This is a genomic window from Bacteroidales bacterium, assembly GCA_013141385.1.
Lineage (GTDB): Bacteria > Bacteroidota > Bacteroidia > Bacteroidales > Tenuifilaceae > UBA8529.
Window position 1 is genome coordinate 19831 of record JABFRB010000022.1, and the last position, 14583, is coordinate 34413.

15 protein-coding genes are annotated in these 14583 nt (G+C 33.7%); 11 read left to right on the top strand and 4 right to left on the bottom strand.

Annotation, left to right across the window (positions count from 1 at the left end; translation table 11 throughout):
• The first annotated feature begins 143 nt into the window (after positions 1-143).
• Both HOO91_13715 and HOO91_13720 read left to right on the top strand, forming a co-directional pair.
• The gene (locus HOO91_13715) at positions 144-1922 is read left to right on the top strand and encodes a M20/M25/M40 family metallo-hydrolase (GenBank protein NOU18608.1); all 1779 of its coding nucleotides are present in this window, start codon (positions 144-146) and stop codon (positions 1920-1922) included.
• Positions 1923-1936: 14 nt separating this feature from the next.
• Complete coding sequence (locus HOO91_13720) at positions 1937-2785, top strand: hypothetical protein (protein NOU18609.1); 849 nt, start codon at positions 1937-1939, stop codon at positions 2783-2785.
• Positions 2786-2839: 54 nt separating this feature from the next.
• Here the strand turns inward: HOO91_13720 and HOO91_13725 are convergent, their stop codons facing one another.
• A complete protein-coding gene (locus HOO91_13725; GenBank protein ID NOU18610.1) occupies positions 2840-3034 on the bottom strand; it encodes a hypothetical protein in 195 nt (64 codons plus the stop codon).
• Positions 3035-3117: 83 nt separating this feature from the next.
• Positions 3118-5148 carry a TonB-dependent receptor gene (locus HOO91_13730; protein NOU18611.1) on the bottom strand — a complete coding sequence of 677 codons (2031 nt, stop codon included), beginning with the start codon at positions 5146-5148 and terminating at the stop codon, positions 3118-3120.
• Between the two features lie 314 nt (positions 5149-5462).
• On the opposite strand from HOO91_13730, the gene HOO91_13735 reads away from it, so the two are divergent.
• The 4 genes from HOO91_13735 to HOO91_13750 all read left to right on the top strand — a co-directional run bounded on the left by HOO91_13735 (position 5463) and on the right by HOO91_13750 (position 8716).
• The gene (locus HOO91_13735; GenBank protein NOU18612.1) at positions 5463-6023 is read left to right on the top strand and encodes an RNA polymerase sigma factor; all 561 of its coding nucleotides are present in this window, start codon (positions 5463-5465) and stop codon (positions 6021-6023) included.
• A 2-nt stretch (positions 6024-6025) separates the two neighbouring features.
• Positions 6026-6562: a hypothetical protein gene (locus tag HOO91_13740; protein ID NOU18613.1), complete on the top strand. Its 537-nt coding sequence runs from the start codon at positions 6026-6028 to the stop codon at positions 6560-6562.
• Between the two features lie 35 nt (positions 6563-6597).
• A complete protein-coding gene (locus HOO91_13745) occupies positions 6598-7674 on the top strand; it encodes a hypothetical protein (GenBank protein ID NOU18614.1) in 1077 nt (358 codons plus the stop codon).
• A 127-nt stretch (positions 7675-7801) separates the two neighbouring features.
• Positions 7802-8716: a Dam family site-specific DNA-(adenine-N6)-methyltransferase gene (locus HOO91_13750; GenBank protein ID NOU18615.1), complete on the top strand. Its 915-nt coding sequence runs from the start codon at positions 7802-7804 to the stop codon at positions 8714-8716.
• Position 8717: 1 nt separating this feature from the next.
• Here HOO91_13750 and HOO91_13755 read toward each other — a convergent pair whose 3' ends face one another.
• Positions 8718-9245, bottom strand: a complete 528-nt coding sequence (locus tag HOO91_13755) for an HXXEE domain-containing protein (protein ID NOU18616.1) — start codon at positions 9243-9245, stop codon at positions 8718-8720.
• Between the two features lie 93 nt (positions 9246-9338).
• Here HOO91_13755 and HOO91_13760 point away from each other — a divergent pair, with 93 nt between their 5' ends.
• The 4 genes from HOO91_13760 (at position 9339) to HOO91_13775 (ending at position 12329) form a co-directional block, all read left to right on the top strand.
• Positions 9339-9707, top strand: coding sequence for a DMT family protein (locus tag HOO91_13760; GenBank protein ID NOU18617.1), 369 nt, complete (start codon positions 9339-9341; stop codon positions 9705-9707).
• Positions 9708-10202: 495 nt separating this feature from the next.
• On the top strand, positions 10203-10598 hold the full coding sequence (locus HOO91_13765; protein NOU18618.1) for a DUF1987 domain-containing protein: 396 nt from the start codon (positions 10203-10205) through the stop codon (positions 10596-10598).
• Between the two features lie 192 nt (positions 10599-10790).
• Positions 10791-11081 (top strand): hypothetical protein, encoded by a 291-nt coding sequence (locus tag HOO91_13770; protein NOU18619.1) that lies wholly within the window; start codon positions 10791-10793, stop codon positions 11079-11081.
• Between the two features lie 69 nt (positions 11082-11150).
• Positions 11151-12329, top strand: a complete 1179-nt coding sequence (locus HOO91_13775) for a putative C-S lyase (protein NOU18620.1) — start codon at positions 11151-11153, stop codon at positions 12327-12329.
• Here HOO91_13775 and HOO91_13780 read toward each other — a convergent pair.
• Positions 12326-13324, bottom strand: coding sequence for a DUF4421 family protein (locus HOO91_13780; protein ID NOU18621.1), 999 nt, complete (start codon positions 13322-13324; stop codon positions 12326-12328). The genes HOO91_13775 and HOO91_13780 overlap by 4 nt on opposite strands.
• A 175-nt stretch (positions 13325-13499) precedes the next feature.
• Here HOO91_13780 and HOO91_13785 point away from each other — a divergent pair, with 175 nt between their 5' ends.
• Entirely contained in the window at positions 13500-14558 is a 1059-nt protein-coding gene (locus HOO91_13785; GenBank protein NOU18622.1) for a serine hydrolase, read from the top strand.
• Positions 14559-14583: the final 25 nt, after the last annotated feature.

Consider the following 14583-nt stretch of genomic DNA (forward strand, 5'->3'; position numbering starts at 1 on the left):
CAATTAACAATTATTGATTTGGTTAATAAATATCAACTATAGAATTTGTTGCTTTTTCGAAAATAAATGTAGGTTTGTATCTTGTCATTAATTTGAACATTCCAAAATAGATAATAACAACTGTTTAACCTTAATTTATTAAAATGAGACAATTATTAAAGATTTGGTTACTGGTTTCAATTTCCTCAATTGCATCCTGCCAGTCTAATCAACAGTTTAACCCTAATATTACAAAAGCAAATCTCTATAAGTATATTGATTTTCTTGCTTCGGACAGCTTAAAGGGAAGATATCCCGGAACACCCTATGACAGAGTATCTGCTAAATATATCAAGGATATGTTTGATAGTTTTGGTCTAAAACCCTTGGGTGATAAAGGATATCAGTTTATGGATATCATCATTGATCAAAAACCTGGTACAAACAATAGGTTGAGTATTAATGGAGTTGATCAAACATTCGAAAGCAATTTCTCTACCCTTTCGTTCTCATCCTCGTCCACATTTGAATCCTCTGTGGTTTTTGCTGGGTATGGTTTTAAAATTAATAACGAGAAACTACTTTGGAACGACTACCAAGCCGTTGATGTAAATAACAAATGGGTCTTACTACTAAGAGGCGATCCAGAACCAGATAGCCTTGAAAGTGTATTCATCAATCAATCATCAGATAGAAATAAAACGTTAATAGCAAAGGATCAAGGAGCTAAAGGTGTTATACTAGTTTCGGGTAATTCATGGGACTCCAAAGATAAACTCTTAACCATGACTGAAAGGGGATATGATATTGGTATTCCTGTTATTCAGGTAAAACGGGATGTTGCAAACCTTATTCTTAATGGACAGGCCAAAATAGAAGAATTAGAAAAAATAATAATAGTCGATAGACATTCACACTCTATGGAACTCTCAACTTCTATTAATGCCACCACAGAAGTAATTAACGATAGTAAAACAACTCAAAATGTTGTAGCAGTTCTTGAGGGATCAGATAAAAAACTTAAAAATGAGTATATCGTTATTGGTGCCCATTTCGATCACCTAGGAATGGGTGGTAAAATCACATCAAGTCGCAAACCCGATACCATTGCTGTCCATAATGGTGCGGATGACAATGCCTCTGGTATTGCAGCAATGATAGAGATTGCAAAAAATCTAAAATCAAAACATAGAAAAATCAAGAGAAGTATTGTTTTTGTTGCTTTTGCAGCAGAAGAGATGGGTTTAATTGGTTCTCAAAAATTTGTTGAATCTGGTTTAATTCCAAACCAGTCAATTGTTGCCATGGTAAACCTCGACATGGTAGGTAGGATGAATAAAAAAGAGTTACAGATTAGCGGAACAAAAACATCTACTGAAAGCGAAGCCATTCTTAAAAACCTAAATGCGGATAGCTCCCTTACACTTGCTTTTTCCCCTGAGGGTTCAGGTCCATCCGATTACTCAAGTTTTTACAATAAAAATATTCCTGTTTTTGCATTTACCACTGGCGTTCATTTAGACTATCATACCCCATTCGATGATATTGATAAAATCAATTTTGATGGTATGGTTTCAGTAGTTAAATATGCTTACTCTCTCTGTTACGAATTATCCAATCGCCCTAAAAAACTCATCTTCCAAGAAGCTGGACCAAAAAATAAACCAATGAGAAATGGTCGTGGTTATAAGGTCACATTAGGAATTATGCCTGATGTTAGCGGAGCATCAAATAATGGGCTTAAAGCAATCTCTGTAACTAAGGATAAACCTGCTTACCGAGCTGGAATGAAAAGTGGTGATATTATAACAGCAGTCAATGGAAAACCTGTAAAAAATATACAGGATTATATGTTCAGACTTTCCGAATTAAAAGCAGGTATGACAGTTGCGGTAGAGATAAAGCGTGGTGAACAAAAAATGGTTTTATTGGTTCAACTTTAAAAAAGAAAAAGAATATGAAATCAACTTTTTGGTACTGGTTTTTTGCAGTAATTATTACCCTTGGGGCAATGGTTTACCAACGAATTACAGGTCCCACTCACCCAAAACTTGTAAAGTATGAGATTTCGGGTGTAAATAATAAATTGTCACTACCACGTAGTGCCGATAGCGGAACTGATTGTCAAATTACTTTAGAAGGAATTTCGTCCGATTACGAGGCCAATTTATATTTCAGGCATTTTCCCAAAAAAGAGGATTGGATTCAACTACCCTTTAAATCAGTTGAATCGGGTAAACTCGCATCATCCCTACCAAGTCAATCCGCTGCTGGTAAACTTGAATATTACATTGAATTAAAAAATATTAATAGCCAAAAAATAACAGAACTTACAAAGGATGAGCCATGCGTGATTCGGTTTAAAAACCCAGTCCCTGCTTGGGCTTTAATTCCTCATATAATACTAATGTTTATTGCCATGTTACTTTCAAATTTGACAGGTGCAATGGCAATTTTTAATCACGATAGATTTAGATATTATGGTGTATTAACGCTAATTATCCTTTTGGTTGGTGGTTTTGTTTTTGGCCCAATTGTTCAGTATTACGCATTTGGTCAAGCATGGACTGGGTTTCCATTAGGCTTTGACCTAACTGATAATAAAACGCTTATCGCATTTGTTGCCTGGGGAATTGCAGTCTTGTTAAATAAAAATATAAAAAGACCTGTTATTAGCTTCTTAGCAGCAATTGTTATGATCATTGTTTTCTCAATACCTCATAGCTTAAGAGGTTCCGAATTGAATTATGATACGGGTAAAGTTGTAACAGGATTTATAACGACACCAATTGGCAGTCGACCTTAAAAATGAAAGAGGCTAACTTCTCGGTTAGCCTCTTTCATTTTTAAACTAAAACTTCTATTCTGTTTTAGTGGTATCTTTAGCATGATCGCATTTTGTGCTATCTTTCTTTTCGCAACAAGATTTTTTCTTCTCACAGCACTCTTTTCTCTCACCCTCTTTGCATTCTTTAACTTTCCTTGGTCCGCAAGATGCAAAGGTTAATGCACTTAAGAAAACAACTCCAAACAGGATAATTTTTGCTCTTTTCATAGTATTAAGAAATTTAGTTTTATAAAACCCAAAATAACATAGATAATTATATACCACCAAAATAGTATGCTATTTTTTTAATCTTATCTAACAAATTTATATGAAAATCCAATTGTAATCCATCTTTTAGGCTGTTCAACATTTGCAATATCTACATACCTAGTATTAAAAAGATTCGAAACTTCGGTATATATTGAATATTTGGTAGCGACCCAACTCAATTTCAAATCAATTAGCCAGAATGGCTTATATGGAATACTAGAACCACTTGAAAAATTAATATATGTTCCTTCCCTCTCCTGCCATGATAAATTCCACATTGCCGTGAGTTTACTCACAAGTTTATGATTTAATCCCAATCGAAAATTCTGCTTTAAGTAATCCATAACATAGTAAGAATCAGAACTCCCACTATGTTTATTCTGCCAAAGATATGAGTAACTCAAGGAAAGAGTATTAAGTAAAGGTATTATCTCTTTTAAATTAGAAACAGTTGAAATTTCTAATCCATCCGTATTTAATGAAGTATAGTTTTCGGTTTGCCATTTTGTATCAAGCGGGGTTTTCTTTATCCAATCGATAATGTTTTTTCCCTCTCGATGAAAATATCCGATATAGCCGGATAAAAAAGAGAAATCGGATTTCAACCCTCCTTCATAGGTGATTGCAGACTCAGGTTTTAGGTTTGAATTCCCCAAATTTGTTGGTCCAACATAGTATAAATCCGTAAAGGTAGGATTCCTAAACGAACGATTGGCTGAGGCATATAACCGCAATTGATCCACAATTGAATAGGAAACGTCTAAACCATAACTCCATTCCGAATGAAAAGTAGTACAATAAGAATAATTTGCACCTGTAGAGATGTTAAATCTCCTTAAATAGAAGGTATGATCTACAAATAGGTTATAAATATACCTAGTTTTTCCTTTTGTATAGTAAGCGGTATCGTTACCAAAAACCTTCTTAGGACTCGAAAGTGCATCACCAAGTACATTGCTTAGAATACCTTCACTGCGTGGCTCAACACCTAATTGCGTTCTACCGAATCTGCTCATCTTCCGATAGAGAAATTTAGATCCCAGTACGGTTGTTAAATGATAATTATGGCTTTTATACCAAGATGGCACAGTATCCCTAAATAGTTCAAACCTATCCCAATGTCTTCTAATGTAAGTATTAATTTGTATCGTATTTTGATTCCATTTCCTCTCAAATCCAAGCGATGAGATTAATGAACTAGTTTTTTCATATTGATCCGGGTATTTGGGAGTATAAAAACTATTAGCCCCAAATCCCTTTGTTTGAAATCCAGTAAAAAAGTTGAAATTACCCGATTTCGTTGCTAAAAGTGAGTGAATAAATATGTTTGTAATCCCATAGTCGGTATTTTTAATATATCCATTGGACTTACTGTTTGATACCGAAAGAAAAGTATTTGAATTCTTAAGGTTGACTGAACCTTGAAGATTTCCTTCAAAGAGTCCATATTCACCTGCTTTAGCCGATATTTTTATTTGATTTTTTGAATCGGGTTGGGTTATTACGTTTATTGCACCGCTAAAAGCACCAGGCCCATGAACCCTTGCCCCAGGTCCTTGAAGAACCTCTATTCTTTGAATTGAATTCAGGTCGATAGGAATATTAAGATTATGATGACCTGTTTGTGGATCGGTGATATTTACACCGTTTAAAAGAACTAAAACTTGATCGAAAGAACCTCCTCTGAATGTCATATCCCCCTGCACACCATTGCCACCCCTTTGTCGAATGTCAACATTTATAACCTTTTCAAGAACATCTTGTAGCGATGAGGCTGAAATCTGCTGAATCTCCTCTTGTGTTACAACCTGCACCACCCTATTCAGCTCTGAGTAGGATTCGGCTTTTAGCTTTGTGGATACCACAACCTCCTTTAGGTCAAGATGCCTGCTTACTGATACTGTATCAGTTTGAGCAATAGCCACTGTTGGACTTGCAACAAGTGAATAGGTCGCAGGGATTACGCATATTTTAACCGTTATCTTCAAACTGTTAAAAACGCTGTAACCCTTATTCGTCCACTTATTAAAAAATCGCAATTTTCGATTTTTTTGTTTTAATGATTTATTCATCCTTAAACACTTTTGGTTAAAATTAATAAAAAATTGTCTGTCGCAGGTTGCTAGATACTAGTTGCTGATATAGCTTAATTTGATATCCTATCCATACAAAATCATCTTTAAAATCAAAATTAAACGCAAAAGAATAAAATACTGTAAATAAACAAACTAGTAACTTAGTTATATAAATAAGGCGGCAAATTTAAGATTATTTAATCGCAACCAATGATTAGATTCAATTCCATATATTTGTACAATTCTTTAAAAAAAATTGGTTTAGTGCAGCAATCGGCTAAAGATTGCCGTCTATAAATCAGAATTGAGCGATGAGCAAAGAAAACTTTTATAATAATATTCATCAGGATTTAATTAACCAATGCCGTACTGGAGATAGTAACGCTCAATTCGAAATTTACCGTTTGTACTATAAGGCAATGTACAATGCAAGCCTTAGAATTGTGGGAGATGAACAGGAAGCCGAGGATATAATGCAAGAATCGTTCTTTAAAGCCTTTGATAAAATTTCGACCTATAGGAATGAGGTTAGCTTTGGAGCCTGGTTGCGAAGGATTGTAGTTAACTCTTCAATTGACGCATTAAAAAAACGCCGCTTATCGTTCATGCCAATTGAAGAAGCTTACAATGTAAAAGTTGAATCAACAGAAGAAAGCGACTACAATGCTGAAACCCTAGAGCGGGTTAAAGATGCGATTGAAAAACTACCCGAAGGGTATAAATTAGTGTTAACCCTTCATCTGATTGAGGAATATGAACACGAGGAAATTGCATGCATGCTTAGTATTACAGCATCAACATCACGCTCACAGCTGGCAAGAGCAAAACAAAAACTTATTGAAATAATAAAAAACAAACCAAAAACCAAATAATAATGGAAAGTCTTGAGAAGTATATCCACGAAAACCATGATTCTTTCGATTCGAAAGAGCCTATGGATGGACACTTCGATAGGTTCCGGCAAAAATTGGAAGCCCGCAAACCTGCCCGAAAAGTTAACCTGTTTATGGTTGCTGCAGCAGCCGCAATCGCAGGTATAATCCTTACTGGGACATTGGGACTCCTTTTCAATAATTCTTATTCTGAAATCTTTAGTAAAAAAGAACTTACGCTGAGTTCCATTTCACCTGAACTTAAGGAGGCTGAGGACTACTACATTGGTCAGATTAACGAAAGATACAACCAAATCAACTCTCTTAAAAAAGTTTCATCGCCAGAGGTTGAATCTGAAGTTAATAAAGCAATTATTGACATGAGCGTGGGCTATTACCTGTTAAAAAAGGATTTGAATAATAACCCTAAACAAGAAAGAGTGGTTAGCGCAATGATTCAGCAATATCAGACAAGAATTGATATGCTCGATCAAATACTTAAAACCTTACAAAAGTTTAGTCAAGTCAATAACCAATAATAGTTAAACATTTGTCTTAAAAAAAATATAGGATTATGAAATCAATAAAATTACTATCCGTACTTCTTCTTACTCTGCTCATAACTAGTACTGTTATAGTAGGTCAAGATAAAGTTGCCAAAACGTATCAAAAAGAGTTTTCACTTACACCTAATTCGAATGTATACCTCGAAAATCGTTTTGGTCAAATGAATATTGAAAATTGGGATAAAAACAGCATTTCAATCACAATCGAAATCAAAGTTGATTACCCGGAAAGTGAGAAAACAGCACGATTACTAAAAGCTATAAATATTGAGATTAACCAAATAGGCGATAATATTAGCGCAATCACAAAAATCGATGAAGACTTTATGAAGCCTTGGAACAAACTATTCGATAGCGATTCAAAAGATTTTAGCATCGATTGGGAGGTGAAGATGCCAAAGCAGACCAACCTTGATATTGCTAATAGGTATGGGGATATCTTTATTAATGAACTAACTGGTAAATGTAAAATTGAACTTAGGTACGGAAACCTCAAGGCTAATAGGATTTTTCGAGGTAATAACGATCCACTCAATTCATTAACACTTGGATATGGCAACGCAACTATTGACGAGGTAAATTGGTTTAAGGTTGATTTAAAATATGGGAAACTGAATGTTGTTAAAGCAAAAGCCATTGTACTTGTAAGTAAATACTCTAAAGTTATTATAGATCAGGTAAGTTCCATAGTATCAGAGTCAAAATACGATACATACTCAATAGGAACAATCTCAAACTTTGTTGGCGAAGGCGCTTATGCAACCTATCGATTTGAGGAACTCACTAAAAAACTAGATCTTACAGTAAAATATGGTGATGTAAGAATTGATAAAATACCAGCGAATTTCGAAAGCATAAAGTTCAATGGCAGTTATACAGGTATTTATGCAGGTATAGATCCATCAGCCTCATACATTTTAAATGCCAATGCTTCCTATGGAAATATTAAATTCAATTCGCAAGGTAGGGTGAATAGATCCGAAAGTTCATCCCATACCGAAATCGATGGTCTAGTAGGTAGCGATGAAAACACAAAATCAAAGGTTGATATTACCGTTAGGTACGGAAATGCAAGGCTTGAATAGATCATTCAATAGTTCCACATAAAAAATAGGAGTCGGAAATTGTTCCGGCTCTTATTTTTTTATTGATTTACTCAGCTATTCACTCTATCCTTTTTTATGCTATTTTTGGGTTGGTTTTATAAATGATATGTTGGATAATAAAAAATGTAGTGCAAAACCCTTTCTGAAATGGGCTGGTGGCAAAGCCCAGCTAATTAATTTAATTAGTAGTTCCTTGCCAGGATACCTGAAAACTTCTGAAAACCTAGTATATGTTGAACCTTTTATAGGTAGCGGTGCTTTACTTTTCAGGTTTTTACAATCGTACCCAAACACAAAGAAAGCTGTAGTAAATGATATCAACCCAGATCTATTTAATGCTTACAACGTAATCAAAAAAGAACCTGAAAATCTAATAAAGAAATTAGGTTCAATTCAGGATAAATATTTTTCGCTAAAAAGTGAAATGGATCGTAAGGCCTTTTTTTTAGTTCAAAGGGATAAATTCAATGCCCGAAACCTAAATTCCATTCAGAGTACTACCCTACTTATATTTATGAACCGAACCTGTTATAATGGCTTATATAGGGTAAATAGCAAAGGGGAATTTAATGTTCCATTCGGAAAATATAGTAAACCGAAGATTTGCGATACACAAACCATTCTGTGCGATAGCCAACTACTCCAAAAGGTCACTATTCTAAACGTAGATTATTCGGAAGTATTATCCCATATCGAATCCCCAAATGCCTTTTTTTACATCGATCCTCCCTATAAACCTATTAGCCAATCATCGTCATTTAATGCATACGATAAATATAAATTTGACGATACTGAGCAAGAACGACTTAAAGACTTTTGTGTTAGAATTGGCACATTGGGTCATTACTGGCTACTTAGTAATTCCGATGTAAAGAATTTTGATACTGAAAATGAGTACTTCGATAATCTTTATAAAGATTTCAATATAAAACGCGTTAAGGCAACACGTAAAATCAATTCAGTATCATCAAAGAGAGGCGAAATATTTGAACTATTAATATCGAACTATAAGGTTGACTAAACTAAAAAAAACTATAAATCTGCACTGCCAAAAACCACGAAACAACAATAGCAAAGAGGTAAACGCCAATTGAAACAATACCTAAAAGCAGATATTGCTTTATACCAACAGAAAAGTGCTTAGCAAAAAAAATAGTAACCCCTACAGCATAAGGGATACACAGCAATAAGGCAGTAATTAAACCTGGAGATATAAACCCCAAAGCAAAAGATGAAGAAATATGAGATATGGAGTTCACTAAAGTGGCAAAAGCAACAATTACCAGTATTTTGGCATTAAAAGCAGTAAATTTTCCCCAAAGGTAGAATGCAACTAAAATAGGTAATACTGTTGCAACCACTACGGCAATGCCAAAAATGAAAGATAGTTCTTTAGAATTATTGGGTAAGAATGAGCTAACATGCTTAGGGATTAATTGGTATATATCCGAAGCTTTCATCCTAAAAACAACCCATTCCTCAAGATTATGGAAAAAATACACAATTGGAAATAGAAGCACCAATAGATTATAAACTCTTTTTAAAGCCATAGGTTATGTTTATCCAACAAATTTAAAACTTATAGAGATTTAACCCTCCCTCAATAAGAATCATTTTTTAGATTTGCATCTTAATTTTTGGAGATGAAAGCAATTTATACAATAGGCCTGCTAGTATTATCAAATACATTCATGACATTGGCTTGGTATGGGCATCTGAAGTTTAAAGAGATGAAATGGTTCGAAAATCTCGGTTTAATTGCGGTTGTACTCATCAGCTGGTCAATCGCTTTATTTGAGTATTTCTTCCAAGTACCTGCAAATAGAATTGGTTTTAAAGACAATGGGGGTCCTTTCAGTCTAGTTGAGCTAAAAGTTATACAAGAAGTAATTACTCTTATAGTCTTTATGGGGTTTTCAATGATAGCATTCAAAGCTGAAACTTTTCGAACAAATCATTTAATTGGTTTTGTATTTCTTATCCTTGCAGTATACTTTATTTTTAAAAAATAGTACAAAAACATCTTACTTTAATACGGAAATGAAAGACTATAAAAATATCTATATATTTGCAGCAAATTAAAAAGGAGGCCCAAAGACCTCCTTTTCCCAAACACACAAAAAAATTAAACGAAGAACAAAAATCTTTTAAGCAACATAGGATGACAAACCCATTAAACAAAAAACTCCACGTAGATATCCAAGTTGCTCAAAAATCAGGTTTTAAACTAGTTGTAAAAATACGCTAACAAAACCAAAAACAGTCATTATTTAGTGTTAAATATTCAAATAAAATGTAAAAAAAACATATTAGACTGATATTTAGATTACTAATAAACGCCATAATCACCAAATACTAGAAGAAATTTCTACAATAAATTAGTCTAACCTAAGTAGCAGTTTAGTCACAAAATCGAATCTTTAATCAAATGGTATGTAACCTTAACCGAATAAACCTTGTTATAGAAGATTAAAATATTTATATTTACATTAATGAAATTACAAGGAATGAAATCACTTAAAATAGATGCTGCTATTGATACCCCTGAGATTTTTCTTGACTCAGAGAGTAAAATATTTTCTATTTCAGGTATTTCTCACCCAGAGAATGCAAAGGAATTTTACATGCGCGTGCTCAACTGGCTCGATGAGTTTTATGAAGAAATTAAGGATAAAGAATCGACCAAAATCATTGTAGACCTTAATTTTAAATATATTAACTCATCATCATATAAATACCTTCGGGAAATAATGCGTAAAATCTCAAATTTTAGAAGTAATGGGATAAGCGTTGAAGTAATATGGAACTATCACCAAGATGATGAGGATCTGCTCAATGAAGGTGTCATTCTCTTTGAACTCCCAGAAGTGATGCTACCATACAGATGTATACCATACACCTAATAGGTTTAATATTTACCTTCACCCCGCTACTCTTTTTTATTCCATTTCTAGCTAAGTTTAATATATTAAATAACAATGTTTTATAAATATATTTTTTGTTTTTTTAAAACAAAAGAATAGTTTATAGCAGCTATTCAACTTTGGTTATCAGAAAATACTAATTTTGCAGTTCAATTTTAAAACATATACATCATGGCAAACAAAAGAGAAATTAAGAAAGATGTTGATTACCTTGTTGGTGAAGTTATCAGCGATTGCTATACATACCTGTTGATTCATGGAGAAAAGAATAGGGATAATGTGATTGGAATCATTGGTTCAATCGTTGAAAAAAGGAATAATTTTATTAGCAGGGTTAACAATCCCGATAAAAGTTTTGATTCAAAACAGATTAAGTCTCATTACAAAGCAATTAACGTTGATTTACTGGCTGCAGTTGATGATTCTTTCTCAAAACTAAGCAACCTTTCTGCAAAGAAATAGTTTTAACAAAATAGCCATCAGTTTTCCTTCATTGCTAAGTTTTAAGTGCAAGGAAAACTGATTTTTTTTATGGGATATTACAATTTCGATAGAGTTATCAATAGGGAAAATACCTCTTGCGTAAAATACGATTTAAGGCAATCGGTTTTTGGCAATAGCAAGGTTTTACCTATGTGGGTTGCTGATATGGATATACCCACCCCTGATTTCATCCTTGATGCATTAGCTGAAAGAATAAAGCACCCAATGCTTGGTTATACCATCCGCGATAAAGTATTTAATGATTCAATTGTGTGGTGGAATGCAAAGCGTCATTCTTGGGCTATTGATCCAGATTCAATAAGTATATGCGCAGGGGTAGTTTCGGGTCTTAATCATGCAATACAAGCCTTCACAAAACCTGGAGATAAAATAATAATTCAAACTCCGGTTTACCATCCATTCTTTTCAACAATATATAATAACAGTCGTATTCTTCGGCCAAACCCTTTGATTGGTTTGGATATGAAGTATACAATGGATTTCGAACACCTAGAAGAGGTTGCATCGCAAGGCGCAAAAATGATTATTATCTCAAACCCACATAACCCGGTTGGTAGGGTGTGGAATAGAGATGAACTTGTAAGGTTAGGCGAAATATGTTGTAGGCATAATATCCTTATTGTTTCGGACGAGATACACTCCGATCTGATCATAAAACCTAATTTACATATTCCTTTTGCAAGTTTGAGTGAGGAGTTCCTAATGAACTCTATCACATTTGCATCAACAAGTAAAACGTTCAATCTTGCCGGACTTTTTACAGGTCATGCTATCATAGCAAATAAAGTGCTGCTTAAAAAGTATAACCATGCACTAGAGGTTACTGGGGCGGGAATGGGGAACATTTTCGGTTTTGAATCAGTTAAAGCTGCCTACAGCCCAGAAGGTGAAATTTGGTTAGATGAAGTTCTTGAGTACATTAATGGTAATGCACAGCTTGTTGAAACTTACCTAAAGGATAAATTACCTAAAATTAAGCTCGCTGAACTTCAAGGAACCTATCTTCTCTGGCTTGATTTTCGTAATTTTGGTTTAGACGATGAAAAGATTAACGATTTACTTGTCAATAAAGCAGAGGTTGGCTTAAATAAAGGTAGCGTATTTGGTGAGCAAGGAATAGGTTTCCAACGTATGAACATTGCCTGCCCTAGAAGTATGGTGGAAGAAGTTTTGGAGAGAATATATAAGGTGTTTAAGGGTCTCTAAAATCTATAACCAAACATAAGCATTAGGTTAAAGTTCTCTGTTTTTATCATCAAATTCTTTTCTGGGAGAAACTGTTCATTCCATTCTACAAAAGTTCCTGCAAAAAAAACTTTATTGTTATAACCCAGATTTAACCTAAAGTTGATTCTAAAATAGTAGTCCTTATAATCACTATAACCCTGATTGACAAAAAGCAATTCCTTCTTCATGTAGCCAAGCCCAGCAAAAAAGATTGGATTAAAAAACCATTTACTTTTTGCAAGGCTATATGATATTCCTGGCATAACTGTCCATCCTGAAAAATTGCTTTGATATAATTGCTTTCCTTCAAAAAAATAACTTTGTAGTTGATTTGGAATCAGCGAAGAATCTGCACTTACGCTTGTTAATGAATAGTTAGCATAAAGTAAGGTTGAAAATACACTCCTAAGTTGCTGCTCTGTTAATTTAATTGAAGCATTAAGTGAGTATCTATGGGGATTTAAGTTTATAATTGTTTCAATTCCCTCAGTTGTATAATCAATATCTGATCGCTTGGGGTATGGCATTTCCTCAGTCCAACCAGAATATGATTCCTCGGGATTTGAAACATAGAATCCTTTATAAGTTCGATGAAAACCTGAGATATAAAAAAACCTATTGGTTATATTAACCTGATAATCAAAAATTGATGACCTTCCATACTTATTTATATCAAGTTCCGTTCCAGGTAATTTAAAGTAATAGCTAAGTTGTATATTTCTAAAAGATATCCCTACACCTCCAATAATTCCATTGTTTGGTTTAAAAATAATCGATGGGGATTTACTCATTAATTTGGAACTACTACTTATGCTAATTGAAAGTTCCTTTAGTCCGAAAAGGATACGGGTTGAAAATTTTCTTGAAAATGGTTTTATATAAAGGCTATCGGCTCTAAATGTAGCGTATGCATCATTTGATGTAACTAACAGTATAAATACCAGCGGAATAATTGCAAAAAAAACTTTTCTCATTCTTAAAAATAAGACCACAAAAATAGTTAAAGAAACACAACAAAATAATCCTCCAACTCAATTACTTTAAATAAACACAGGAACTTACATATAATTTTTTGGTCTACTAATAAAACTGTATTGAATTTAATCTTAAAAAAGCCTTATATTTATTGATTAAATCACTCTCCATCGTATGAATATTTTGCTAATAGCTAAGCATAAACTTATTCAAACCATAATATTATTCGTCGGTATAACCATTGCAGCACAAGCTCAATCCATTGAGAAATCATATACTCTTAATCCCGATACATTAAAGAGGATTAATGAATACCTAAGAAATGGTGAGTATGGCAAAATATCAGGAATCGTAATACTTGCAAAATCAAAAGTACTATTTGAGCAGTATTACGGATTTAATAATCCTAGCACATTACATCCAATTAGTTCTGTTACCAAAAGTGTTACATCTTTGATTACTGGTATTTGCATTGATAAAGGATATTTAAATTCAATTGATACTCCTATCTGGACGTTTTTTCCTGAATACAAATCAATATTTGAAAAAGATACTATTAAAAAAAGAATAACCATCAGAAATCTTCTAAACCAAACTACCGGTTTACAATGGGATGAGTGGACCACTCATTATTCTTACGCTGGAAACGCTCTAATTGAGCTTAGCCAAAGTAGACAGAACTGGGTAGAATATACATTAAAACTCAATAATGAATGTAAACCGAGCACCAAGTTTTCATATAATAGTGGGAATTCGCAGGTTATAGAAAAAATACTTTGCAAGTTATCATCTCATAATTTTGAATGGTTGGTAAAAAACTACCTTTTTGAACCTCTAGGGATAAAAAATTATCACTGGGATACATATGCAAATAACGGTATTCCCGCTTGGGGTGGTCTATACCTAACTACACGAGATATGGCAAGATTTGGCACATTAATATGTAATCATGGATGTTGGGGCGATTATCAAGTTATATCGAATGATTGGATTGAAAAATCTACGAGAATTGAATCAAAAAGCGATAAAGCAGGGTATGGTTTACATTGGTGGGTTACAACCCAACCCGATGGCATGCCATTGATTTATGCCGCAGGATATGGAGATCAATTCATTTATATTGCTCCCGATAAAAAAATTGTTATTGCAGTAAATGGGCAAAATTTTACCGATTATAAATGGGCAAGAAGTATTGACAGTCTGATTAAAAGTATATTCTCCTCAGTTCAATAGTGTTTCTTAATTATTCTTTGCTTTA